The organism is Bradyrhizobium lablabi, assembly GCF_018129385.1.
Classification (GTDB): domain Bacteria; phylum Pseudomonadota; class Alphaproteobacteria; order Rhizobiales; family Xanthobacteraceae; genus Bradyrhizobium; species Bradyrhizobium lablabi_C.
On record NZ_JAFCLN010000004.1, the window covers coordinates 84213 to 107311 of the forward strand.

A 23099-nucleotide genomic window follows, 5' to 3' on the forward strand; every position below is an offset into this window, starting at 1 on the left:
CGCTGCACCCGCGGTCTCGTGCGCCTGTTGCGCAAGCACAAAAAGGTGCACACGAGCATACAGGTGAGCGGAGAACACTCCGACATCCCCTGCGCAATGGCTTTACGGCGTACTTCGTGCTCTTCCCGGCGGAGCGGGCTTGTTGTCACCGTCATCCCTGGGAAGCGCTGGCTTCTCAGGAACTTGACGCCAGCATCGCGGCGTCAGAACCACACGACTTGGCCGTACGCTCCGGTTCGTTCGTCCAAAGAACAGAAGCGTCCACCGCATCCCATCCCAACGTGTGGTGACGATGGCCAACGCCCCTCTCGGGGATGAGACGGCCAAGCTTATATTTCTGATTTTCAGAATTGGCAAGCGAAATATTTTTGCAGCAAGGGCTGGACAGGTTTTGGGTGATTTGCCCGACGGAGCGATCTGCCTGAAATCGCTCATGAACCGGGCCTGAATGCGAACGTGATGTGGCACACTTTCCGCTTTGCGAGAGGGGTTGAAGGCGCCAAGGCCGCGCCTTAGCTCCATCCATGGGTGGAGATTTTAACCTGGAGCGGAGCATGAGCCCGCGCATTTATCTGATCGCTTTGCTTGTTGCCTTTGGCTTCGCCACGTTGTTTGCGACGCTCACGACCGTGCGCCAGTTGCACGTCCAGACATCGGCGATACACCAGCCGTTCGATCGCGGCTGATCGGCAGCGCAGGCGATCTTCAAACAGCAACGTTGCGTTTACTTCCCTCGCCGCGCGTCGATCGACTGCGCGGCGAGCAGCAATCGTGTGCGCGCAGTTCCGCTCAGGGAACAAAGCGCAATGCAACAACGAATTCCGTGCACACTTTCGCAATCAACTTGAAGGGTGAACGCGCGTCTCTCACGATCATGATTGTGATTCCGATGCGGATCGGCGGGCCGCGGAGGACGATGACCGTGGGTCCGGTCTTTTCTGTTTGGGGACAATCAATGCGAACTCACCCGCACTCTATCCGCGCCTTCACCATTCTATCCGGCTTGGTGCTCTGCCTCGTGATGGCGCCGGCGCCAAGCCACGCCGTCAACGAGGCAGAAGCACAGCGCCTTTGCACCGGCGACGTCATGCGACTCTGCTCGTCGGAAATTCCCGACCGCGGCCGCATCATCGCCTGCATGCAGCGAAACAAGTCGAACCTGAGCGCCGGCTGCCGCAGCGTGTTCGGCAGGCAAAGCGAGCGGTCGGCCTCGGCGCGGCGATCGTACGACGATTGAAAAGAGGTCCGTAGGGTGGGTTAGGCGAAGCCGTAACCCACCATTTCATCGGCGGCAGATCGGCGGGTTACCGCCTTCCGCCTTCGCTCGATGAGCTACGGCGGACGCGGACGGATAACCCGCCCTACGGCTCTGCTCGCCGTCAATTGCGCTGCGCGGTCCAGTAACCCGAGCAGCGGCCATTCATGGAGTGGCCGCTCCATGTGCCGCGGCCGGATGCGCCGACGAGCCGGCCGGAGCCGGAGGCGAACTTGTCCTGAACGGTCACCGAGGCGCGAACCATGCCTGACCGCGCGACGTAGCCCCGGAATCTCACGAGGTTCGGACTGGTGACGACCCCGTCGGAAATATTGGCTGGAAAATTGTAAGTGGGATCGCATGGGCCCCGCTCCGTCACGAAGTTGAGGTCCCAGGAACCGTCATAGGCCGATCGTGCCTGCGCGGCACCTGCCATCGCAACAAAAGCGCATGTTGCCGCTGCGCAAAGCGAAAGCTTTTTCATCTCGATTTCTCCGTAGCAAGCCAGCAGTCTTGGCTCGCTATGGAAATGGTGGACGAATGGTCATGTGGAAGGAGACGCTTGCTCACGTCCCATCAAGGCCGCGCGAGGACGGAGGCGCCGAACCATCACGCGTTCGAGACTGTTTTGCGGGATTGGTGGCGTGCCATTCGTTCGCTTTGTCGAAGGCGCCCGGCCAACTCGCAGCCTTATGCGGCTCGCTTGAACGCCGGCGCAGAGAGCTTGCCGGGCGGGACCATCACTGCCTCGATTTTGGACCTCGTTTCCCCGGCACGGGAGCAGTTGGGACAATGAAACAGGTGGTTGATGATATCAGCGGCAACCAGAGTGGAGCGCGTCCACCTCATTTCGATGTTGCAGGTGGAGCAGATGGGAGCCTCCAGCTCATCGAAAGCCCGTCTAATTTTATCAACCATAAAAGCCTTGCGCCCCTTTGTTTGCGCTACGGTATCTGCAACGGGTCAAGAACGAAAGGCGAAAGCGCGTTCCGTCGGAGGAACCGCAACGGTCTGTAGGGCGGGTTAACCGAAGGCGTAACCCGCCGCCTCCTTGCCGATGGTCGGCGGATTACGCTGCGCTAATCCGCCGTACAGCCTGCCGTCCTGCTAATCGCTCAGCCAAGCTCCTGGGCTAGTCCGATGAGAAGCCCTTCAGGACCACGGATGTAGCAGAGCCGATACGCGTCCTTGTACTGGACGACTTCGCCGACGAGCTGCGCGCCGCGTGTGCGGACCCTTGCAAGCGTCTCGTCGATGTCGTCCACGGCGAACATGACCCGGAGGTAGCCGAGGGCGTTGACCGGGGCGTTGCGGTGATCTGCAACAACAGGCGGCGCGAGGAAGCGGGACAGCTCGAGCCGGCCGTGGCCGTCGGGCGTGCGCATCATCGCGATCTCGACACGCTGATCGCCGAGGCCAGTGACGCGTCCGGCCCATTCGCCTTCGATCGTGGCCCGCCCTTCGAGCTCGAGGCCGAGTTCGCGAAAGAAATCAATCGCGCCGCCGAGGTCTTCGACGACGATTCCGACGTTGTCCATCCGCTTGAGCGCCATTGTCAGTCCGCCGGAATGAAGCGGAGCGTGCCGGCGCGGCGCGTGGGCTTGCCGGTGTCCTTGGTGTGATTGACGCCATCAATGACGGGCACCTCCGGGAAGTCGAAGGGGCTCACCCCGTCGAGGCAGGCGACGTTCACGGCATAGGAATTCGGGTCGGATCGCCGCTGGTGATGCGTGTAGATGCCGCAGCGCGAGCAGAAGAAGTGCTGCGCCGCTCCGGTATTGAAGCGGTAGCTCGTCAGCGCATCCTCGCCGCTGACGAACCTGATCCCGCCCATCGCCACCGCGGCCGCGACGGCGCCGCGCATTCGACAGTAAGAGCAGGTGCAGCGGAGGATCGAATTGAAGCCGTCGCTAAGCGTCGCCTCGAAACGCACCGCGCCGCAATGGCATTGGCCGGCCAGAACGTTCGGGTTGCTCGCCATGTTGCCTGTGTCTCCTTCTCCGGGCTCTAGCTGACTACGCATACCAACAAGATTGCACATGACCAACTCCCCTGCCCCAATCCTTGCGGCATTGCACAACGCCGCCAGCGACGCTGTAATTCGCGCCATGAGCGCCAAATAACGCGAGGTCATCCGGGGGCAGATCATCAAGAATGAGCGCTGAAGCCGCTCGAGAAGAGGCTGCAAAGCAGCTCGACGCTCCGTGGCGCAATTTACAAGCGATGTCAGTTCTGCTCTCACTGACCACGGGAGAACGCGCCGGGCCAGGCCGTAAGCATTGATCCAGCGCGTATTGGAGTAGCATTAAGCTCAGAGCTGGCTGTCAACCTTTCGGTCGTTGCATGGCAATCCTGATCCCTAGCCTGGGCTTCGCGCGCTTCGACAGCCGTGGCGAGCTGCGACTCGCGGAGCGCCTCAAGGACTTCCTCGAAGAGAACGCTGTCGTTTGGCACAACCTGCCGGTTGGCCCTCGCAGCCGGCATCCGGACTTTATCATCGTTCACCCAGCGAACGGCCTGCTCGTGCTTGAGGTGAAGGACTGGCGCCTGGAGTCAATCGTGTCGGCCGACAAGGTAAAAGTCGAACTGCTGACGAGCCGCGGCATTGTGCGGGAGAGCAATCCCCTGGAGCAAGCTCGCAAGTATACGTTCGAGGTCGTGCGCACGCTGGAGCGGGATGGGCAATTACTGTTTCCTACCGGTCATCGTTTCATGGGCAGATCCATTCTTCCGTTCGGCTTCGGGGCCGTATTTACGAATATCACGCGCAAACAGTTCGATCAGACCAATCTCAAGGAGGTATTTGCCGAGCATCTGTGTGTGTTCAAGGATGAAATGACAGAGGGCACAGACCCTGAAGAATTCCGCTCCAGATTGTGGCGCATGGTTTATCCGCGTCTCGGAGAGCCTCTGTCGATGCCGCAGTTCGACCGCCTGCGTGCGTTGCTCTTTCCCGAGATCCGCATACGACAGATTGCCCTGCCTCTGGACGAAGCGATGGCTCCCGATCCGTCCGACCGGACACTTGCAGTCATGGACATGCATCAGGAGCAGATCGCGCGCAGCTTGGGAGAGGGGCATCGAATTATTCGCGGGGTGGCTGGATCGGGCAAGACGCTGATCCTTGCCTTTCGAGCCGAGTATCTGGCGCGTGCCGCGACAAAGCCGGTGCTCATCCTTTGCTACGCCAATGGCATCGCCGGGCGACTTGAGGATACGATGCAAAATCGCGGCGTGGAGGACCGTGTTCAGGTCCTCACCTTTCATTCATGGTGTTACCGGATGCTGCGGACTTATGGGATTCCGGCGCCATCCGAGCGAGAATATCCGGACTACGAAAAGCGACTTGCTGCGAGCGTCTCCGAGGTCGTGAAGGCAGTAGATCAGGGGCATATCCCAACGGCACAGTACGATGCTGTCCTGATCGACGAGGCACACGACTTCGAGCCGCAATGGCTCGCTCTTGCAGCCAAGATGGTGAACCCGCACACGAAGGCGCTGATGGTCGTCTACGACGATATCCAGGCCATCTACAAGGGGCGCGAGCGCCCGGTGTGGAGCCAGCTCGGAATTGAAGCGAAGGGCAGAACGACCGTGTTGAAAGTCAACTACCGCAACACCGCCCAAATAGTTGCCTTCGCGAGACGCTTCGCTTCCGACGTGATCGGCGCTCCAGGCACGAAGGCCGACGATGAGCACGCAATCCTGTTGCCCGAAGATGCGGGTCGACAGGGACTGGTGCCAGACGTGCGACAGTGTGTGAGCGTCGACGCAGAAGCTCACTGCGTCGCCGAGTGGTTTCTCGGGCGGAGAAAGGCGGGGTACGAGTGGCCGCAAATGGCTTGCCTTTATCCGGAGCACTGGGTTGGAGAGCGCGTCGCTCAGGCACTCGCCAGGCATAAAGTGCCGATCGATATGGCCAGGAACAACCGGAACAGGGTTTCGACGAAGCACGCGGCCGTGCGGTTGTTGACCATGCACACCGCGAAAGGGCTCGAATTTCCGTGCGTGGCTATTGCAGGTTTGGGCTTGCTCGGCCGCCGCGGCGAGCCGGTCGAGGAATGTGTTCGACTGACGTATGTCGGGGTTACTCGGGCCACTCACGAGGCGCTTTTGACGTACTCAAGTGAGTCGCCGCTGGTGCAGCGCTTGATTGCGTAGGCTGACCGGTAACAATGCCATCCGGCACGACCACAGCCGTAGGGCGGGTTAGCCGCAGGCGTAACCCGCCGTTTATTGTCGGCGACCGGCGGACTACGCTGCGCCAATTCACCCTACTGCCGCTGCAATCCCGCAAATGATAAGGAATGCCCGCTTTGAGAAGCCGAGCGGAGACCAGTCAGATGAGCATTGCCGATCCCAACAAGACGATCCTGACGGGCGAGAACCCCTTCATAAGGTTGAGCCCGAAGGACGGCGATCCGAACTCCACCGATGCGAGCTATTGGCGGATCATCTTTTCGCCTGCCGGTCCCGGCCACGTCCTCTATCTGAAAAGCGAGCTGACGGAAGCGCGCTGGCGCATTTACTCCGACAACATCGCAATGGCGCGGTGGCTGCAATCGACCGTACAGGGCATGCTCAATCCCGAGCTCCTGGACACGACGATCCCCTGCGCGGACGCGCAATTCTCCAGGAACGGCGATGTCAGCTACTTCTGGACCGAGCACGTCAAATCGCATGGCGAGGAGATTTCGCTGACCTGGTTCGACATCGGTGAGCCCTTGCTGATCCACTCGCAGCCGAACCAGATTCCGGGCCGACGCTACGGCGTGTGCACCGTGTTGATCCCGGCGCTTGGCACCCGCCTCGTCCGCAACGGCGTCGAGGCCACGGGAAAATCCTGGCCGCGGGAGCGTGAAGGCCGACCGTTCTCGACGTCGGCGTTGGCATTCTCGGAGAGCTGGACGGACGCTCCGTAGGGCGGGTTAGCTCTGTAGTTCTTGGTCGACTATCGGCGGATTACGCTTCGCTAATCCGCCCTACAGTTCTTCGCGGATCACGATCACCGCATTCTGCGGGACAAATCGACGCGCTCGTGCGTCGCGATGGTGACATAACCCTGATGTTTATCGCGCCTGCCCTAACGCGTGATGAGATTGGGATTAGTCATCATCACGCGTTAGGTTATTGTTTGAGCATGATCTTTTCGGAAAACCGCTGCACACTTTGCGCTAACGCGGCCCTCCGGGTCCGGATCATGCTCTGGGAGCCAGGAGAAACCGATCGATGAAAGCCGAAGACGCCGCCGACATGATGGATCAGGACAAGCAGAACGACCGCTTCAAGCAGCGCGCGGCGGTCGGCATCGCCATTCTGGCGATGCTGCTGGCCATCACCGGGCTTGGCGGCGCCAACGCCGGCAAGGAGGCGACCAACAACAACATCTATGCCGCGAACACCTATGCCTTCTACCAGGCCAAGAACATCCGCCAGACCGACTACAACCTCGCGGCCGACGCGATCGAACTGGCGTTCATGCAGGACGCAAGCCTCAACGCCGAGGCCAGGACGGCCCTGAAGGCAAAGGCGGAGGCCTATCGCAAGACGGCGGCACGCTACGAGTCCGAGCCGGAGACGAAGGAGGGCAAGAAAGAATTGATGGTGCGGGCCAAGGAGTTCGAGAACAAGCGCGACCATGCGCTGAAGCAGGATCCCTACTTCGACTATGCCGAAGCCCTCCTCCAGATCGCCATCGTGCTGATCTCGGTCTCGATCGTCGCGACGCTGCCCTGGCTTGCGCTGTTCGGCGGCATCGTCGGCGCCGCGGGTGGCCTGCTGATGGTCAACGGCTACACGCTGGCGGTCGAAATACCGTTCCTGGCGTAGCGGTTCGCACGCGGATGGCGGTGGAAGTGCTAAAGCGCTGGGGTGCCACTTCTCCCTGGTCGCTTGCTCGCAAAAAGTGCTAGGTTGATGGCGTAGGCTGACGCGCGTTTTCTCCGGAGGCGCAATGCGGCGACGTGATTTCATCACCATTCTTGGCGGCGCAACGGTCACGTGGCCGCTCGCCGCGCGTGCGCAGCAACAAAGGAGTTGGCGCGTCGGATGTTTGAGTTCCGGACGGCTAGATTCTCTCGATACTTTTCGGCGGCGGATGACCGATTTGGGCTATATCGAAGGCAAGAATCTCACCGTCGATTCGAGGGCGGCTGAAGGCCAGTACGACCGTTTGCCCGGCTTGGCAAAAGAAATTGTAGACCTCCATCCGGATGCGATTGTCGCGGAGGCCACACCGGCTATCGCAGCGGCACAGCGAGTGACCAAATCAATTCCCATCGTTATGGCGCCCGCGACTGACCCGATCGGATCAGGCTTCGTAGATAGCTTTGCTCGTCCGGGCCGGAATATAACCGGCGTTGCCAATATGTTTGGTGACTTAACCGCGAAGTCGCTTGATTTTCTTCATCGCGTTATCCCGAGTGCAAAAACGATCGCCGTATTGATGTCCGCAAATCCCACCCACGCACAACTATACGAAGTTGCGAGTAACGGGGCACGGGCGATTGGCATGTCTACGCTTCCCTTCGTAGCGGCCGCACCGTCCGATCTGGACCGGGTATTCGCGGAGATCAAGGAGGCAAGATGCGACGCGCTGTACGTGCTGGCGGATCCCTACAGGTCGAAAATTCCAGAGCTCGCCGCGACCGCAAAGGTTCCGGCAATCTACCAGTATGGCTATTACGTCGAGACCGGTGGCGGGCTTATGAGCTATGGCCCGGACGTACTTGCGCTGATCGCCCATGCGGCAGATTACGTCGATAAAATATTCAAAGGAGCAAACCCTGCGGTTCTGCCGGTTGAACAACCAACCAGATTCGAATTCGTCCTAAATCAAAAGACCGCAAAAGCGCTTGGTCTTGCTCTACCCGAGTCCATCTTACTAATGGCCGACAAGGTGGTTGAATAGCTCCGAGAATCCCATGTCCGCAGCGTACTGCGGACACCCCCAAGTACCTACCAAGTCTCGGAGTCCAAGCGTACGCGCCTTGGCGGCCGCCCCTACTCCGCCGCTTGCCGCACATACCGCGCCGTCGGCGTCCGCATCGTCACCAGCTCTTCCGCCGCGGTCGGGTGCAGCGCGATGGTCGCGTCGAAATCCGCTTTCGTCGCCTTCATCTTCACGGCGATCGCCAGCGCCTGGATCGTCTCCGCGGCGCAGTCGCCGACGATGTGGCAGCCGAGCACGCGGTCGGTGGTGCCGTCGACCACGAGCTTCATCAGCACGCGCGACTGACTGCCCGACATGGTCGCCTTGATCGGGCGGAAATCGGTTCTGTAGATGTCGACATGGGAAAAATTGGCGCGGGCTTCCGCTTCCGTCAGGCCGACGGTGCCGACCTCGGGCTGGCAGAACACGGCGGTCGGGATGTTGGCATAGTCGACCTGCACGGGACGCTTGCCGAACACGGTGTCGGCGAAGGCGTGGCCCTCGCGGATCGCGACCGGGGTCAGGTTGAAGCGGTGGGTGACGTCGCCGATGCCGTAGATGTGCGGCACAGAGGTTTTCGACCAGCCGTCGACGGCGATGCCGCCGTTGGCGGGATTGATGGCGACGCCGGCCTTGTCGAGGCCGAGATTGGCGACGTTCGGGTGGCGGCCGATCGCGAACATCACGAGCTCGGAGGCGATGCTCGAACCATTGGACAGATGCGTAGAAAATTCCTTGCCGTATCTGTCGACCTTCTCGACGGTGCAGCCGGTGATAATGGTGATGCCGCGCTTCTCCAGCTCGGTGCGGACGTGCTTGCGCACGTCCTCGTCAAAACCGCGCAAAATGTTGTCGCCGCGGTAGATCACGGTGACGTCGGAGCCGTAGCCGGAGAAGATGCCGGCGAATTCCAGCGCGATGTAGCCGCCGCCCTGGATCACCACGCGCTTGGGCAGCTCCTTCAGGTGAAACGCCTCGTCGGAGGAGATCACGTGCTCGATGCCCGGGATCGGCTTGCCGTGGTTGGGCGCGCCGCCGGTGGCGATGAGGATGTGTCTTGCGGTGACGGTCTTGCCGTCGGACAGGCGCAGCGTGTGCGGGCCTTCGAACTCGGCACGGGCCTTGACCACCTCGGCGCCGCTCTTCTCGACGTTGGTGGTATAGGCCGCCTCGAGCCGGGCGATCTCCTTGTCCTTGTTGGCAACCAGCGTCGGCCAGTCGAATTTGACCTCGCCGATGGTCCAGCCGAAACCGGCGGCGTCGGCGATCTCCTGATGGACGTGCGAGCCGAGCACGAACAGCTTTTTCGGCACGCAGCCGCGGATCACGCAGGTGCCGCCCATCCGGTACTCTTCGGCGATCATGACTTTCGCGCCATGGCCGGCCGCGATGCGCGCGGCGCGAACGCCGCCCGAGCCGCCTCCGATGACGAAGAGATCGACGTCGAATTCAGCCATGGCGGTGGTGCCCTTTTCTGCGTCGCTTCAGCCTAGGTCCGGGGCCTCGTGGTTCGAGACGCGCGACGTTGCCGCCGCGCTCCTCACCATGAGGGTCTCAGACCTCATCCTGAGGAGCGGCCGAAAGGCCGCGTCTCGAAGGATGAAGCCAGGACCGCCGGCCTCAAATATCCTTGCCGCGCTTTTTCATCTCGGCGCGGAACTGGCCGTTGATGGTTTCGGCAAAGACCTGCGCCCACTGGTTCATATAGGACATGCTGAACTGGATCGCACGGGGTTCGGCCGACAGCAGCTTCTGGCCGAGCGGCGTCTTGTAGAAGGTGACGAGGTCCTTCAGCTCCTGCTCGGTGAACTCGTTGGTGTAGATCTGCGCCATGCCGTCGAGGATCTCCCGCTCGCGCCCGGCGAGGTTCTTGGCGACGATGACGGCGACCTCGTTGAGGTCCTTTTGCAGGTTGAGATTGCTTTGCAGCAGGGTGTTCTTGGTCTGCTCGACCAGGTTCGGCACCGCGTTGGCGTACATCGCGGGCGCATTCTTCATGGTCAGCAGTTCCTTGGCCGCGGCGATCGCGGCGGGCGAGCCCTGCTTCAGTTGCGGAGAGGCCGGCGCGGCGGGCGCGCCCTTGGGCGCCTGCGCCATGGCGGGAGCGGTCAGCACGAGTCCCGCCGCGAGGCCTGCCGCTGACAAAATGACTGAAAGACCCTTCATTCCAATTCTCCTCGATTGCGGCTAGCGCCGTTCAATAGTGCGAATTCCCTGTGCGCCCGCCAGGATCACCGTGCTGGCGAGACCGACGAACAGACCATGCTCCACCACGCCCGGAATCACGTTCAGAAGGCGGGCAAGGCGCGGCGGATCGGCGATCTGCCCGAGCCTGACATCGACGATCCAGTGGCCGCCATCGGTGACAAAAACGTGGCCGTCCCTGCCCTTGCGGACCTCCATTTGCCCGGAAACCGAGGCTTGCGCAAACGCCTGCTCCATCGCCCGGCGGGTCGCGCCGAGGCCGAACGGAACCACCTCCACAGGCAGGGGAAATCGGCCGAGCGCATCGACCCATTTGCTCTCGTCCGCGATCACGATCATGCGATCCGAGGCGCTGGCGACGATCTTTTCCCGCAGCAGCGCCCCGCCGCCGCCCTTGATCAGGTCGAGCGCGGGGTCGACCTCGTCGGCGCCGTCCACCGTGAGGTCGAGGCGGTCGATCTCATCCAGCGTGGTAAGTGGAATGCCGCACTGTTCGGCCTGCGCGCGGGTTGCCTCGGAGGTCGGCACGCCCGTCACCTTCATCCCGGCGCGGACTTTTTCGCCGAGCAGGTCGACAAAGTGTTTGGCGGTCGAGCCGGTGCCGAGGCCAAGCTTCATGCCGTCGCGGACATGCTCCAGCGCGCGCGCCGCCGCCTGCCGTTTCAGTGCGTCCATATCCACGGGGATTGCAGCCTCCAGTTTCGGCGGGCCTTTTAGCGTCGTTTTGGAGGCAGGAACAGCGCCGCCGATGGCTATTTCACCTTGTCCATCGCCGCCAGAAGGGCGCCGAACCGGCTCTCCACCGCGGCCCCACGCCGGGATGGGTGAATACGTCGAGCTCATCGCCTCCGGATGTTCGCCATCCTGTCTTGCATGATTGCGCGCGGACCGATAGCCAATCCGCCATGGCAGCCTCCCCCATCGTCGTTTTCGACCTCGACGGCACGCTGGTCGATACCGCGCCCGACCTGATCTCGGCGCTCAACTACGTGCTCGACCGCGAGGGCCTGGCGCCGGTGCCGCTGAAATCGGCGCGCAACATGATCGGCGCCGGCGCGCGAAAACTGATCGAGCGCGGACTGGAAGTGGAGGGACGCCAGGTCACCCAGGGTGAGCTGGCGCGCATGACGGCCGATTTCATCGACTACTATGCCGAGCATATCGCGGACGCCTCGCGCCCCTTCGAAGGGCTGGAGGATGCGCTCGATCATCTCGCGGAAAGCGGATTTCGATTCGCGGTTTGCACCAACAAGCTCGAGTGGCTGTCGAAGCTGCTGCTGGAGCGGCTGGGCCTTGCCGCGCGCTTTGCCGCGATCTGCGGCGCCGACACCTTCGGCGTCTCAAAGCCCGATCCAACCATCCTGCGCGAGACGGTGGCGCGGGCCGGCGGAGCGATGTCCACGTCGATCATGGTCGGCGATGCCGGCCCCGACGTGGGGGTGGCGCGGCGCGCGGGCATTCCGGTGATCGGGGTGGAGTTCGGCTACACCGACGTTCCGATCGCGGAACTCAGGCCAGACCGCCTCATCGGCCACATGAAGGACCTGCCCGCGGCGGTGCAAAGTCTGATAAAATCGGCATAAAATATTGACTTTGTTGCTTTATCCGGATCGTCCCTGCGAGTTAACCATCTCTTTACTATAACGCCCCGCCCCGTTGCGCCCCTATCGGGACACTCCTAAGGTCCCGAAGGGGATTGTGGCAGTACGCCGCAGTCAGAGTGACGATCATGCGTCATGTCATCGTCGTGGCCTTGGCGGGGGCAAGCCTGGCTGGCTGCTCCTCTTTCTCTTGGGATTCCTTCAAGTCCGCGCCGCCGACCGTCCAGGTTCAACTGGAATCGGCCCCTCCCGGCGCTGAGGCCAAGACCTCGGCAGGTCCCGGCTGCACGACGCCCTGCCAGGTCGCCGTTCCCGCCTCCGACTTCACCGTGACCTTCACGATGAACAGGTTCCAGCCGGCGACCGTGCCGGTACAGGTCATCAACGTGCCCGCGGACTATTCCGGCGAAAACGCCGTGCCCGGCGCCATTACGATCGAACCCAATCCGGTGTTCGCGGAATTGAAGCCCGCCGGTGCCCCGCCGAAGGCCGCGAGGGCCAAATCGCAGCGGCCGAAAGCCAAGAAGCCGCCGGCTGCGGCGCCCGCCGCCTCGCCCTTCCCGCCGCCGCCACCACCGCCGGTGCGCTGAACCGTTCTCTTCCGGCCAAGCCGTTCACTTGCGAAAGACCGGATTGTGAGTGCGCTGCAACCTGCATAAATAGGACTTGCAGGCAGCGGGGAACTCCTCTTTCTTCTTTGAGATAAAGGCACGTGTGAATGAACGCGTTGAGTGACGCATCGCTGTTTGGTCCGATGACCGACCCGTTCGGGCGGACGATTCGCTATTTGCGGGTGTCGGTGACCGACCGCTGCGACCTGCGCTGCTTCTACTGCATGTCCGAGGACATGACCTTCCTGCCGAAGGCGGATTTGCTGACACTGGAAGAGCTCGACCGGCTGTGCTCGGCCTTCATCGCAAAAGGCGTGCGCAAGGTGCGGCTGACCGGCGGCGAGCCGCTGGTCCGGCGCAACGTGATGTCGCTGGTGCGCTCGCTGTCGCGGCATCTTTCCACCGGCGCGCTCGATGAATTGACACTGACCACCAACGGCTCGCAGCTCGCGCGCTTTGCAGGCGAGCTTGCCGATTGCGGCGTCAAGCGCGTCAACGTCTCGCTCGACACGCTCGATGCGGCAAAATTTCGCGACATCACGCGCTGGGGCGATCTCGACAAGGTGCTCAAGGGCATCGAGGCCGCGCGCGCGGCGGGCCTGGCGGTGAAGATCAACGCCGTGGCGCTTAAGAACCTGAACGAGGACGAAATCCCCGAGCTGATGCGGTGGGCGCACGGCAAGGGCATGGCGCTGACGCTGATCGAGGTGATGCCGATGGGCGACATCGGCGAAGGCGGCCGCATCGACCAGTATGTGCCGCTGTCGCTGGTGCGCGCACGGCTCTCGCAGCAATTCACGCTCACCGACATCGACGACAATACCGGCGGCCCTGCCCGCTACGTCGCGGTCGGCGAGACCGGCGGCAAGCTCGGCTTCATCACGCCGATGACCCACAACTTCTGCGAATCCTGCAACCGCGTGCGCATCACCTGCACCGGCACGCTGCACACCTGCCTTGGCCAGGAAGATGCCTCCGATTTGCGCAAACCGCTCAGGGCTTCGCCAGACAACGAGCTGCTTTCGGCCGCGATCGATCGGGCCATTGGACTAAAGCCGAAGGGCCACGACTTCATCATCGATCGCCGGCACAACCGCCCGAGCGTCAGCCGGCACATGAGCGTCACCGGCGGCTGAGCCTCACGCCGGCTATTCCCGACAGGTTACGTAGATTCCCGGGTGCGCCATTTACCCCCGCGTCAATCTGTCCATTTTCCGATTGACGGCGGCAAAACGCGCTGAAATGGTGCCCCTGCTTCAAGCCTGCACGGCCGGATAGGCCACTTGTCCCTTTTCCGGGAAAGCAAAGACGGCGAAGCGGACGAGGGGGAGGAATTCGTTGCACTCACTGCTGCAAGCAAGTGACGCCTCGCCGCGCATCGCGCGCGGCGGCGTAGCCGTGCACAACAATAACATCGGCGCGCCGGCGCGGCCGCCGGGGAGAAAATGATGCGCTCATTGCTATCGCTGAGCAACGCGATCGACTGGCTGAACGAAAAAATAGGCGGCATCTGCAACTGGCTGGTTCTTGCAGCGTGCGTCGTTTCCGCCGCCAACGCCATGATCCGCTACGCGTTCGGCTACAGCTCCAACGCCTGGCTCGAACTGCAATGGTACATGTTCGCCGTGTTCGTGATGTTCGGCGCGTCCTACACCTTCAAGAAGAATGAGCATGTCCGCGTCGAAATCCTCTATTTGATGCTGTCCGAACGCGGCCAGCTCTGGCTCGACATGATCGGTACGCTGTTCTTCCTGATCCCCTCCTGTCTCCTGCTCGCCTATCTGTCCTGGCCGTTCTTCATGCAGGCCTACAGCGTCGGCGAGATCTCCAGCAATGCCGGCGGCCTGATCCGCTGGCCCATCAAGTTCGTCGTTCCCGCCGGCTTCGTCTTCCTCGCGCTCCAGGGCGTCTCTGAAGTCATCAAGCGCATCGCTGCCTTGCAGGGCTACGTCATGATCGACGCCAAGTACGAGAGGCCGCTGCAATGATTACGCTGGAGATGATGCCGCCGCTGATGTTCGGCGGCCTTATCCTCGCCATGCTGATCGGCTTCCCGGTGGCCTTCACGCTGGCTGCGCTCGGCCTGTCGTTCGGCTTCCTGTCGATCTATCTCGGCTTCTTCGACCTCAACTTCCTCCAGGCGATCCCGGGCCGCATCTTCGGCGCCGTGCTTTCCAACGAACTGCTGCTCGCCATTCCGTTCTTCACCTTCATGGGATCGGTGCTGGAAAGATGCGGCCTCGCCGAAGACATGCTGGATTCGATGGGCCAGTTGTTCGGACCGGTGCGCGGCGGCCTCGGCTATTCCGTCATCATCGTCGGCTTCATCCTCGGCGCCATCACCGGCACGGTGGCGGCGCAAGTGATCGCGATGGCGCTGATCTCGATGCCGGTGATGATGCGCTACGGCTACAACATCCGCTACATCACCGGCGTGCTGGCGGCTTCCGGCACCATCACACAGCTCGTGCCGCCCTCCCTCGTGCTGATCGTGATGGCCGACCAGCTCGGCAAGTCCGTCGGCGACATGTATCTCGGCGCCTGGGGGCCGTCGGTGCTCCAGATCGCGCTGTTCGCCGGCTACACCTTTCTGCTTGGCCTGATCAAGCCGGGCCACGTCCCGCCGGTGCCGCCGGAAGGGCGCACGCTACAGGGTTGGGCGCTGTGGAAGAAGTGCCTGATGGGCATCATCCCCTCGGCGGTGCTGATCTTCGTGGTGCTCGGCACCATGATGCTCGGCCTTGCGACCCCGACCGAAGCCGGCGCCATGGGCGCGATCGGCGCCATCGTGCTCGCCGCGATCCATCACAAGGACCTGTCCAGCAAGGGCCAGAAGATGATGCTGCTCGGCATCGCGGCCGCCGGCGTCGCCGTGATCATCGGCATGATGCTGGGCGAAGGCAGGCTGCTCAAGCTGTCGCTGGCGGTGGTCTACATCGCCGTCGTCTGGCTCTGCCTCGAGGCGGTGCGCATCCCCGACCTGCGCGACCTGATCAAGCAGGGCTATGAATCCACCATGCGCCTGTCCTGCATGGTGATCTTCATCCTGATCGGCTCGACCTGCTTCTCGGTGGTGTTCCTCGGTGTCTCCGGCGGCGTCTGGCTGGAGCACCATCTGACCTCGATCCCCGGCGGCGTCTGGGGCTTCCTGATCTTCATCAACGTCTTCATCTTCTTCCTGGCGTTCTTCCTCGACTTCTTCGAGATCGCCTTCATCATCCTGCCGATGGTGGCGCCGATCGCGGCGAAGGTGCTGGCGCCGGTGGTCGGCCCCGATGCCGCGCTGATCTGGTTCGGCGTCATGCTGTGCGTGAACATGCAGACCTCGTTCCTGCATCCGCCCTTCGGCTTTGCGCTGTTTTACTTACGCGGCGTCGCGCCACGCGAGGTGAAGAGCTCCGACATCTACTGGGGCGCGGTGCCCTGGATCGTGCTACAGCTCATCATGGTCGCGCTGGTGGTCGCCTTCCCGATCACCGTGACCGCCCTGCTCGACAAGCCGATCGACGTCGACCTCAGCAAGGTCAAGATCGAGGTGCCGCAGATCGAACTGCCACCGCTGGATTTCGGGCAAGAGAAGAAATAGCGGGCCGAGACAGTAGCGTGGCCTTGTCTCCGTCATGCCCCGGGGCATCCAGTAATCACCGACGTCGGTGAATCTAAGCGGAAGAGCACGGCGTACTGGATCGTCCGCCGGAGCCTGTCATCCGGTCGGCCAGAGGCCGGACCGGGTGCCGGACGATGACAGCTTTCCTGTGAAAACCCCGGAGCGTCACTGCGGGGTTTTGCTTAGGCGTTTGATCCTGGCCACGCTCACCCCTGCGCGTTGCGCGCCATAGAATTGTCGTAGCCGAGCTCAGCGGCCCGAAATCGAGCTGAAGCACGAAAATGCTGCCAAAGTCAAAAGCGGACATTAGCTGTTGGTTTGGCCACGTCAGCCAAGGCCAGAAGCGGACGTGCGACCAGGCGGGCTCGATCCCCGCCAAACGCGATGTTGAAAGAGTGTTTAGAGGAAAGCCGGAATTCCTGTGATTGCGCGGCCGAGGATCAATGCGTGTACGTCATGCGTTCCCTCGTAGGTGTTGACCGTCTCCAGGTTTTGCGCGTGACGCATGACATGAAACTCGCTCGATATGCCGTTACCTCCGTGCATGTCTCGAGCGAGCCGCGCGATCTCGAGAGCCTTGCCACAATTGTTACGTTTCGCCAGGGAGATCATTTCGGGAGCGGCGTGGTCGGCATCCATCAGACGGCCAATTTGCAAGGATGTCTGCAATCCGAGCGTGATCTCCGTTTGCATGTCCGCAAGCTTCTTCTGCACAAGTTGGGTGGCCGCCAGTGGCCGGCCGAATTGCTTACGGTCCAATACGTACTGCCGGGCACGATGAAAACAATCCTCGGCAGCGCCCATGGCACCCCACGAAATTCCGTAGCGCGCGCGGTTTAGACATCCGAATGGCCCCTTGAGACCCGAGACGTTGGGAAGCAGCGACGTCTCGGGCACAACGACGCTATCCATGACGATCTCGCCCGTGACCGATGCACGAAGACTGAGCTTGCCGCTGATCTTTGGAGCCGATAGTCCGGGCGTGCCTTTTTCAAGGATAAACCCACGGATCTGATTTTCATGAGCCACGGAATTGGCCCAGACAACGAAAACGTCGGCGATGGGAGCGTTCGTGATCCACATCTTTGAACCAGTTAGGCGATAACCGTCGGAGACGCGCTCGGCGCGCGTCTTCATGCCGGCAGGATCCGATCCGGCGTCTGGCTCAGTCAGTCCGAAGCAACCGACCCATTCACCGCTCGCCAAGCGAGGCAGATAGCGCTTTCGTTGGTCGTCAGTCCCATAGGTGAAGATCGGATACATCACCAGCGATGACTGCACGCTGTTCATGGAACGATAGCCAGAATCCACTCGTTCAATCTCTCGGGCAACCAATCCGTAGGAAACATAGCTCGAATTTGCGCAGCCATATTCTTCAGGCAACGTCACGCCAATCAAACCGAGTTCACCCATCTCGCAGAAGATTTCGCGATCGGTTCGCTCATCAGCATAGGCCGCAATAATGCGCGGTAGCAGCTTTTCCTGGGAGTATTGTCGTGCGGTGTCCCGGATCAATCTCTCTTCTTCGGTTAATTGCCGATCGAGCAGAAGAGGATCATCCCACTGGAATCGAGCCTGGACGTGCGAAGACGGAGATATCCGTTCAATGAGTGCCATGTCGGTTCACACCGCCGCTGGGGTCGCCGGCCGACGCACTCGCGGAGGCGTGGGCGACGTCAGTTCATCGTCGATGAACTCCATGCGGTCCTTGCCCCAGAACATCTCTTCGCCAACGAAGAACGTCGGGACGCCGAATACGCCGCGTTCAAGTCCCCCATCGGTTTCGAAGATCAGTTCGTGCCTGATCTGGTCGCTTTCGACCAAGCGCTCGAATTCAGCCGGGTCTACGCCGAGGTCGGTGGCGATCGGCTTGAGCCCATCAAGTTCTCCAACCGACGCGTCATTTCGTTCCCAATAGGCTGCGAAAATCTTCTCCATGTATTCCCATTCCTTGCCGAGGCGCCGCATCACAAGAGCGCCCCGCAAGGCCGGGCTCGTCTTCATCGGAAATTTCTTCGGCATCTGGAACGGCAGATTGTACCGCTTGGCCCACCGCATAAGGTCAATCTTGCGCGAGCGGAGCTTCACCTTCGGCTCTTCCATCAGCACGTAGTTCTGTTTTCGGAATACGTAGCCGAGATTGAACGGGTGCGGAACGACGGTAGCGCCGTGTTTCTTCGCGACTGGCTTGATCAGATGGAGCGCGAAGTAGCTGTTGGTGCTGCCGAGGTCCCAATAAAACTCGATGATCTTTTCCATGAGCGTATCTCCCCTTGATTATCGTGACGGATTGCCATCCGGCCCTTGCTCGGAATTTTCGAACTGTTTCGAACCGAAAAGATTGTCCCAAGCAGCACCGGTTGGCGGCTTCCGGTTCTTCTCGAACCGCTCCTTCAGCACGGCCAAACCGCGTTGTACTGCGGGACGCTCGCGAACCGCGCTGTACCATCGCTGGATCGATGGATAGCTTGCAAGGTTCTGGCCCTGAAACTTGTGTGACCGCAGCCAGGGATAGGCGGCAATGTCCGCGATGGAGTATTCGCCGGCGAGATACTCGCTTTCGGAAAGCCGCCGTTCCAATACCCGGTAGAGGCGTGCCGCTTCCGACGTGAAACGATCAACGGCGTAAGGGATCCTTTCCTTCGCATATTCGCGGAAGTGGTGCGCCTGTCCCAGCATGGGCGCCATGCTCGCGGCCTGAAACGAGAGCCACTGCATGACCTGATAGCGTCGTTCAACATCGGCTGGCATGAAGCGGAAGCCGCTCTTCTCGGCCAGATACGTCATGATGGCCGCTGACTCGAATAGCGAGTACGGCCTTCCGTTCGGTCCGTCTTGGTCGACGATAGCCGGAATCTTGTTGTTGGGGCTGATCTTGAGAAAGTCCGCGTTAAACTGTTCTCCCTTGCCGATGTGCACGGCTTCTACCTCGTAAGGAAGTCCGAGCTCCTCGAGCAAAATCGAGATTTTGTAACCGTTGGGGGTCGGCCAGAAATAGAGCCTGATCAAAACACGCTCCCGCGTTCGTTTCGGTCAGCACGTTAAAGAACGAGCATTTCGCAGTCCAAGACGATCGAAGTCATAATTCAGTCGTGAAACGACTTGGCTTTGATAGGTCGCAAGTCGTCTTGATCAAGTTGCCGTCCGTATTGGACCCCAGCCGATGCAGAAATTATGCATAGGCTTCCATTGAAGCGAACGGGAGCGAGAACATGACCAAGAGCGGCGCCTTACCCATGCTTTCAGGCCTCAAGGTCATAGATATCACTCAGTTCGTCGCTGGTCCGACGGCATCGCGTGTGCTGGCGGAAATGGGCGCCGATGTCATCAAGGTGGAGCTGGCGCCTTGTGGTGACAGATCCCGTGTTCAGGGCATGAAGGCAAAGGATGCACCGGAAAACGCCGCGCCTCACAGCACCTATTTCTTCCAGCACAATCACTCCAAGCGGGGCATCGCGCTGGACTTCAAGAACGAGCGGGCCCGGGAAATCCTGAAGGGCATGATCTCGCAGGCCGACGTTCTCGTCGAGAACTTCAGCCCCGGAGTCATGGCCCGAGCCGGCATGTCGTACGACGACCTAAAGATCCTGAATCCCAGTCTCGTGATGTGCTCGATTTCCTTCGCCGGCCAGACTGGTGCTCTGAGCGAGAAACCCGGCTACGACTATATCGGCCAAGCCTATGCCGGCGTGACGGGAATGATCGGAGAGGCTGATGGGAGTCCGTCGCTCGTCACGATGGCAATCGGGGACGTTTCCACGGGCATGTCGGCAGCGCTGGCGATCGTCGCTGCACTGTTTCATCGCGAGCGAACCGGCGAGGGGCAGCATGTGGAAAGCACCCTACTCGATACCTATTTCCACATGCACGAAGCAAGCATCCCCCGTGTGTCCAAGCTCGGTAGGCGGTATATGCAGCGCCGAACCGGATCGCAGCATCCGGACGGAGGGCCCACAGGCATCTTCAAGTGTGGCGATGGAAAATACATCACCTTGATGTCCCTGGCGCATCAATGGCCGCAATTGGTCCAGGCCCTCGAGATGCCTGAACTGAAGGACGACCAACGGTTTGCAAACGCCGGTTTGCGGCGCAAGAACAACGATCTGCTCAAGGAAATCCTTGAAGGCTGGCTCGCCTCTGTCGGCTCGCGCGAGGAATGTCTCAAGCAGCTCGAGAAGCACCGCATTCCGGTTGCACCGGTCCTGGACATGAATGAAGTACTGGAACTGGATCATCTCAAGGCACGGAACACGGTACGGACCGTGGTCGACCCGTTGCTAGGCGAGTTCAAGGTACCCTCAACGCCGGTGCGCTTTTCAGGTTGGCAAGCTCCTTCGCGTCTATCGGCAGCGCGGCTCGGCGAGCACAATGCTGACGTCCTTCGCGAATACGGCATGTCGGACGAGGAAATCTCCGACCTGCACAGGAAGAAGATTTTCGTGAGGGATCGATCGCTCGGTTAGCGAGGCCTGCGCGGGCGTCGAGATTGCCTCGGAGACTTGGTTGTGTCGGCGTTAACCCCGCCCACCGGAGTTTTCGGCTTTAGCCGTGTCGCTTGCTGGAATAGATGCCGGACAAGAGACGACCTATCTTCCCAACGCTTAGCAAGCCATACGGCAGTCAAAGCCTTCGGGTCGCTCAGCGGAACAAACTTCAGGCCGGCCAGTGGAAGGCGCCTGAGCGATTCGGGCAAGATCGAGATGCCCATTCCGGCGGCCACCAGACCCATCATCGTGGGCGTTGCATTTGCCTCCTGGACGACGCTTGGAAAAAAACCGGCATCACGACACAGGTCGATGATCTTTTGATGCAAACCGCTTCCAATCGAACTAGCGTAGAGCACCATCGGTTCATGTTCCAGATCGGCGACTGACAGATCGCCTTGTCTGGATGCCAGTGGATGGTCGAGCCGCATGACGGCCATCAGTCGCTCGCGCGCGATCTCGACGGACTGGATGGAACTCGGCTTAGGTTGAAGCGGCCGCACGAAGCCAAGGTCGAGACGGCCATCAAGGATGGCATCGACCTGCTGGTAAGTCGGCATCTCCTGCAGGATCAGATCGACATCGGTGTGTGTGGCGCGAAACTCGAAGATGAGTTTCTGAAAGCCCTCCACGAAGGGGGCGGAGCCGAAGAATCCGATTTTTACTTCGCCCAGAAGACCGCGATGTATGCGCTCGGCACGCATGGCCGCAACGTCGACGCGTTGGAGAATCTCCAATGCTTCTTTCAGGAGAGACTTTCCTGCGTTCGTCAATTCGACGCGTCTGTTCGACCGCTCAAACAGGCGCGCGCCAATCTCGCGTTCCAGCGCGAGGATTTGCTGGCTCAATGGAGGCTGTGAGATGCCGAGGCGATCAGCGGCCTTGCCGAAATGAAGATCTTCGGCGACGGCGACGAAGTAGCGCAAATGCCTCAACTCGATATTCATATCTATAACGTATCAGAAAAATCGGTCGTTCTACATATCGAACGGGACCTAATTGATATTGGACGGCCGGGCCTCCCTCTCGCGAAAGTGACAGACGTTGCGATTGAGGGATAATCCATGGTCTCGGGAGAGAGCGCTTCCGTCGCGCCAAGCGCCACCTTAGGAAATAAGCCACCTCTTCTTCGTGGCATTCGCGTTCTTGACCTCAGCCGGTTTCTGTCCGGACCGCAGGCGACCCTGTTTCTGGCCGGAATGGGGGCCGAGGTGATCAAGATCGACGATCCCAGGGGAGGAGATCCAACCTTCACGGCACCTCCGTACTTTGGCCCGCACGGCGTGGCGCTCGACCGTCGCTCGCCGCACGACCTCGGCATCGCCTATCTGAAGAGAGCTCGCGGCAAGAAATCGATAAGTCTGGACTTGAAAAGCAAGGAAGGCCGCGAAATCTTGCTCAAGCTCGTTCGCGAGGCAGATGTGCTCGTGGAGAACTTCAAGGCCGGCGTAACGGCGCGGCTTGGCATCGAATACGAGACGCTCCGCGCCAACAATCCCCGGCTAATCTACTGCTCAATCACTGGCTACGGCTCCACGGGCCCTGAGCGTCATCGCAAAGCCTTCGACCTGATGGTGCAGGCCGCGACGGGCATGATGAGCATTACAGGAGACCCGGACGGGCAACCGAGCAAAACCGGCGCATCCCTCTCGGACGGCATCGCGGGCACGTTCGCTCTGGCCGGAATCTTGGGTGCACTCTACCAAAGACACGAAACAGGCTTGGGTCAGTTCATCGATGTCTCGATGGCTGATTGCCTGCTGTCATTGATCTTTGACGAGCCCTTCGAGCGCTATGCCGATCTCGGCCTCGCCCCCCGTCAAGGCAATCGGATCGCCAGGTTCTCTCCATTCAACACTTATCGAGCCGCCGACGGATCGGTCGCAATTGGTACCGGGACCGCCGCCGACTGGACAAAGCTTTTAGGTATCATGGGGCGCGAGGATCTCTTGAACTCGTCCGACTTCATGAATCCCGGTTGGCGCATCGAGAACAATGAGCAGGTTGACGCCGTCGTCGAAGCTTGGGCGGCCGGCATGCATGTCGACGAGATCATAAAGCAGCTAGACGAAGCAGACATCACTTGCGGTCCGATCCGGACGATCGAAGATGTCGTCGGTTGGGATCAGTTGCGTGTGCGGGACATGTTGCAGCCCGTTCGCAACCCAAACATGCCGGGCACCGAAGGCCCTCTTGCGGCAGGATTTCCTCTGAAGTTCAGCGAAGCCGACGCTTTTCACGATCCTCGTGTGCCCGTGCCGAGCGAACACAACGCCGAAATCTATGAAGGTCTCCTCAGACTGTCGAAGGAGGAGATTGCGGGCCTTGGCAAAGCTGGAATTGTCTAATTGCAGTTCGACAGCAACCAGGAATGCAAGAGCAAGAGACGCAAGAGGAAACACATG

The 23099-nt window shown here is 60.8% G+C and carries 23 protein-coding genes; 13 read left to right on the forward strand and 10 right to left on the reverse strand.

What is annotated here, in order from left to right; translation table 11 throughout:
* Window positions 1–554: 554 nt before the first annotated feature.
* Window positions 555–686: a hypothetical protein gene (locus tag JQ628_RS34700; protein ID WP_283815782.1), complete on the forward strand. Its 132-nt coding sequence runs from the start codon at window positions 555–557 to the stop codon at window positions 684–686.
* A gap of 269 nt (window positions 687–955) precedes the next feature.
* Window positions 956–1237, forward strand: a complete 282-nt coding sequence (locus tag JQ628_RS09960) for a hypothetical protein (protein WP_212222364.1) — start codon at window positions 956–958, stop codon at window positions 1235–1237.
* A 142-nt stretch (window positions 1238–1379) separates the two neighbouring features.
* On the opposite strand, the gene JQ628_RS09965 is transcribed toward JQ628_RS09960, so the two are convergent.
* The 3 genes from JQ628_RS09965 to JQ628_RS09975 form a co-directional block, all read right to left on the reverse strand.
* Window positions 1380–1739 carry a hypothetical protein gene (locus JQ628_RS09965; RefSeq protein WP_212222365.1) on the reverse strand — a complete coding sequence of 120 codons (360 nt, stop codon included), beginning with the start codon at window positions 1737–1739 and terminating at the stop codon, window positions 1380–1382.
* 631 nt (window positions 1740–2370) lie between these two features.
* Window positions 2371–2808: a VOC family protein gene (locus JQ628_RS09970; protein ID WP_212222367.1), complete on the reverse strand. Its 438-nt coding sequence runs from the start codon at window positions 2806–2808 to the stop codon at window positions 2371–2373.
* Between the two features lie 2 nt (window positions 2809–2810).
* Window positions 2811–3236 (reverse strand): GFA family protein, encoded by a 426-nt coding sequence (locus JQ628_RS09975; RefSeq protein ID WP_212222368.1) that lies wholly within the window; start codon window positions 3234–3236, stop codon window positions 2811–2813.
* Between the two features lie 362 nt (window positions 3237–3598).
* Here JQ628_RS09975 and JQ628_RS09980 point away from each other — a divergent pair, with 362 nt between their 5' ends.
* The 4 genes from JQ628_RS09980 (at window position 3599) to JQ628_RS09995 (ending at window position 8165) form a co-directional block, all read left to right on the forward strand.
* Window positions 3599–5416: a DEAD/DEAH box helicase gene (locus tag JQ628_RS09980; protein WP_212222369.1), complete on the forward strand. Its 1818-nt coding sequence runs from the start codon at window positions 3599–3601 to the stop codon at window positions 5414–5416.
* 182 nt (window positions 5417–5598) lie between these two features.
* Window positions 5599–6177: a hypothetical protein gene (locus JQ628_RS09985; protein ID WP_212222370.1), complete on the forward strand. Its 579-nt coding sequence runs from the start codon at window positions 5599–5601 to the stop codon at window positions 6175–6177.
* 307 nt (window positions 6178–6484) lie between these two features.
* Window positions 6485–7084, forward strand: a complete 600-nt coding sequence (locus tag JQ628_RS09990; protein WP_212222371.1) for a DUF4337 domain-containing protein — start codon at window positions 6485–6487, stop codon at window positions 7082–7084.
* Window positions 7085–7208: 124 nt separating this feature from the next.
* Window positions 7209–8165 (forward strand): ABC transporter substrate-binding protein, encoded by a 957-nt coding sequence (locus JQ628_RS09995; RefSeq protein WP_212222372.1) that lies wholly within the window; start codon window positions 7209–7211, stop codon window positions 8163–8165.
* Between the two features lie 92 nt (window positions 8166–8257).
* Here the strand turns inward: JQ628_RS09995 and gor are convergent, their stop codons facing one another.
* From gor to rpiA, 3 genes are all read right to left on the reverse strand, one after another.
* On the reverse strand, window positions 8258–9643 hold the full coding sequence (gor, locus tag JQ628_RS10000) for a glutathione-disulfide reductase (protein ID WP_212222373.1): 1386 nt from the start codon (window positions 9641–9643) through the stop codon (window positions 8258–8260).
* A gap of 163 nt (window positions 9644–9806) precedes the next feature.
* A complete protein-coding gene (locus JQ628_RS10005) occupies window positions 9807–10352 on the reverse strand; it encodes a DUF2059 domain-containing protein (RefSeq protein ID WP_212222374.1) in 546 nt (181 codons plus the stop codon).
* A gap of 21 nt (window positions 10353–10373) precedes the next feature.
* Entirely contained in the window at window positions 10374–11072 is a 699-nt protein-coding gene (gene rpiA, locus JQ628_RS10010) for a ribose-5-phosphate isomerase RpiA (protein WP_212222375.1), read from the reverse strand.
* Window positions 11073–11296: 224 nt separating this feature from the next.
* Here rpiA and JQ628_RS10015 point away from each other — a divergent pair, with 224 nt between their 5' ends.
* From JQ628_RS10015 to JQ628_RS10035, 5 genes are all read left to right on the forward strand, one after another.
* Entirely contained in the window at window positions 11297–11974 is a 678-nt protein-coding gene (locus JQ628_RS10015) for an HAD-IA family hydrolase (protein WP_212222377.1), read from the forward strand.
* Between the two features lie 146 nt (window positions 11975–12120).
* The gene (locus JQ628_RS10020) at window positions 12121–12582 is read left to right on the forward strand and encodes a hypothetical protein (RefSeq protein WP_212222379.1); all 462 of its coding nucleotides are present in this window, start codon (window positions 12121–12123) and stop codon (window positions 12580–12582) included.
* A 128-nt stretch (window positions 12583–12710) separates the two neighbouring features.
* Window positions 12711–13739 (forward strand): GTP 3',8-cyclase MoaA, encoded by a 1029-nt coding sequence (moaA, locus tag JQ628_RS10025; RefSeq protein ID WP_212222380.1) that lies wholly within the window; start codon window positions 12711–12713, stop codon window positions 13737–13739.
* 312 nt (window positions 13740–14051) lie between these two features.
* Window positions 14052–14591: a TRAP transporter small permease subunit gene (locus JQ628_RS10030; RefSeq protein WP_212222381.1), complete on the forward strand. Its 540-nt coding sequence runs from the start codon at window positions 14052–14054 to the stop codon at window positions 14589–14591.
* Window positions 14588–16189 carry a TRAP transporter large permease gene (locus JQ628_RS10035; RefSeq protein WP_212222382.1) on the forward strand — a complete coding sequence of 534 codons (1602 nt, stop codon included), beginning with the start codon at window positions 14588–14590 and terminating at the stop codon, window positions 16187–16189. The genes JQ628_RS10030 and JQ628_RS10035 overlap by 4 nt, the downstream gene beginning before the upstream one ends.
* Window positions 16190–16609: 420 nt before the next feature.
* On the opposite strand, the gene JQ628_RS10040 is transcribed toward JQ628_RS10035, so the two are convergent.
* From JQ628_RS10040 to JQ628_RS10050, 3 genes are read right to left on the reverse strand one after another with little or no spacing between them, the layout of a single operon-like run.
* Window positions 16610–17827 (reverse strand): acyl-CoA dehydrogenase, encoded by a 1218-nt coding sequence (locus tag JQ628_RS10040; RefSeq protein WP_212222383.1) that lies wholly within the window; start codon window positions 17825–17827, stop codon window positions 16610–16612.
* A gap of 6 nt (window positions 17828–17833) precedes the next feature.
* Window positions 17834–18469 (reverse strand): 2-hydroxychromene-2-carboxylate isomerase, encoded by a 636-nt coding sequence (locus tag JQ628_RS10045; protein WP_212222384.1) that lies wholly within the window; start codon window positions 18467–18469, stop codon window positions 17834–17836.
* A gap of 18 nt (window positions 18470–18487) precedes the next feature.
* Window positions 18488–19219 (reverse strand): glutathione S-transferase family protein, encoded by a 732-nt coding sequence (locus JQ628_RS10050; RefSeq protein ID WP_212222385.1) that lies wholly within the window; start codon window positions 19217–19219, stop codon window positions 18488–18490.
* Window positions 19220–19422: 203 nt separating this feature from the next.
* Here JQ628_RS10050 and JQ628_RS10055 point away from each other — a divergent pair, with 203 nt between their 5' ends.
* A complete protein-coding gene (locus JQ628_RS10055; protein WP_212222386.1) occupies window positions 19423–20673 on the forward strand; it encodes a CaiB/BaiF CoA transferase family protein in 1251 nt (416 codons plus the stop codon).
* On the opposite strand, the gene JQ628_RS10060 is transcribed toward JQ628_RS10055, so the two are convergent.
* A complete protein-coding gene (locus JQ628_RS10060) occupies window positions 20670–21641 on the reverse strand; it encodes a LysR substrate-binding domain-containing protein (protein WP_212222387.1) in 972 nt (323 codons plus the stop codon). The two genes, JQ628_RS10055 and JQ628_RS10060, sit on opposite strands and share 4 nt — an antisense overlap.
* 117 nt (window positions 21642–21758) lie before the next feature.
* On the opposite strand from JQ628_RS10060, the gene JQ628_RS10065 reads away from it, so the two are divergent.
* Entirely contained in the window at window positions 21759–23042 is a 1284-nt protein-coding gene (locus JQ628_RS10065) for a CaiB/BaiF CoA transferase family protein (RefSeq protein WP_212222388.1), read from the forward strand.
* The last annotated feature ends 57 nt before the right edge of the window (window positions 23043–23099 follow it).

What these genes read in the sequence shown, in the direction of transcription:
- JQ628_RS10005 (WP_212222374.1), bottom strand. Translation starts at nt 10,352, where the DNA reads ATGAAGGGTCTTTCAGTCATTTTGTCAGCGGCAGGCCTCGCGGCGGGA.
- JQ628_RS10045 (WP_212222384.1), bottom strand. Translation starts at nt 18,469, where the DNA reads ATGGAAAAGATCATCGAGTTTTATTGGGACCTCGGCAGCACCAACAGC.
- JQ628_RS09965 (WP_212222365.1), bottom strand. Translation starts at nt 1,739, where the DNA reads ATGAAAAAGCTTTCGCTTTGCGCAGCGGCAACATGCGCTTTTGTTGCG.
- JQ628_RS09975 (WP_212222368.1), bottom strand. Translation starts at nt 3,236, where the DNA reads ATGGCGAGCAACCCGAACGTTCTGGCCGGCCAATGCCATTGCGGCGCG.
- JQ628_RS10015 (WP_212222377.1), top strand. Translation starts at nt 11,297, where the DNA reads ATGGCAGCCTCCCCCATCGTCGTTTTCGACCTCGACGGCACGCTGGTC.
- gor (WP_212222373.1), bottom strand. Translation starts at nt 9,643, where the DNA reads ATGGCTGAATTCGACGTCGATCTCTTCGTCATCGGAGGCGGCTCGGGC.
- JQ628_RS09960 (WP_212222364.1), top strand. Translation starts at nt 956, where the DNA reads ATGCGAACTCACCCGCACTCTATCCGCGCCTTCACCATTCTATCCGGC.
- JQ628_RS10040 (WP_212222383.1), bottom strand. Translation starts at nt 17,827, where the DNA reads ATGGCACTCATTGAACGGATATCTCCGTCTTCGCACGTCCAGGCTCGA.
- JQ628_RS10060 (WP_212222387.1), bottom strand. Translation starts at nt 21,641, where the DNA reads ATGAATATCGAGTTGAGGCATTTGCGCTACTTCGTCGCCGTCGCCGAA.
- JQ628_RS10020 (WP_212222379.1), top strand. Translation starts at nt 12,121, where the DNA reads ATGCGTCATGTCATCGTCGTGGCCTTGGCGGGGGCAAGCCTGGCTGGC.
- JQ628_RS10035 (WP_212222382.1), top strand. Translation starts at nt 14,588, where the DNA reads ATGATTACGCTGGAGATGATGCCGCCGCTGATGTTCGGCGGCCTTATC.
- JQ628_RS34700 (WP_283815782.1), top strand. Translation starts at nt 555, where the DNA reads ATGAGCCCGCGCATTTATCTGATCGCTTTGCTTGTTGCCTTTGGCTTC.
- JQ628_RS09980 (WP_212222369.1), top strand. Translation starts at nt 3,599, where the DNA reads ATGGCAATCCTGATCCCTAGCCTGGGCTTCGCGCGCTTCGACAGCCGT.
- JQ628_RS10065 (WP_212222388.1), top strand. Translation starts at nt 21,759, where the DNA reads ATGGTCTCGGGAGAGAGCGCTTCCGTCGCGCCAAGCGCCACCTTAGGA.
- JQ628_RS09990 (WP_212222371.1), top strand. Translation starts at nt 6,485, where the DNA reads ATGAAAGCCGAAGACGCCGCCGACATGATGGATCAGGACAAGCAGAAC.
- JQ628_RS09970 (WP_212222367.1), bottom strand. Translation starts at nt 2,808, where the DNA reads ATGGCGCTCAAGCGGATGGACAACGTCGGAATCGTCGTCGAAGACCTC.
- JQ628_RS10055 (WP_212222386.1), top strand. Translation starts at nt 19,423, where the DNA reads ATGACCAAGAGCGGCGCCTTACCCATGCTTTCAGGCCTCAAGGTCATA.
- JQ628_RS09985 (WP_212222370.1), top strand. Translation starts at nt 5,599, where the DNA reads ATGAGCATTGCCGATCCCAACAAGACGATCCTGACGGGCGAGAACCCC.
- JQ628_RS10030 (WP_212222381.1), top strand. Translation starts at nt 14,052, where the DNA reads ATGCGCTCATTGCTATCGCTGAGCAACGCGATCGACTGGCTGAACGAA.
- JQ628_RS09995 (WP_212222372.1), top strand. Translation starts at nt 7,209, where the DNA reads ATGCGGCGACGTGATTTCATCACCATTCTTGGCGGCGCAACGGTCACG.
- moaA (WP_212222380.1), top strand. Translation starts at nt 12,711, where the DNA reads ATGAACGCGTTGAGTGACGCATCGCTGTTTGGTCCGATGACCGACCCG.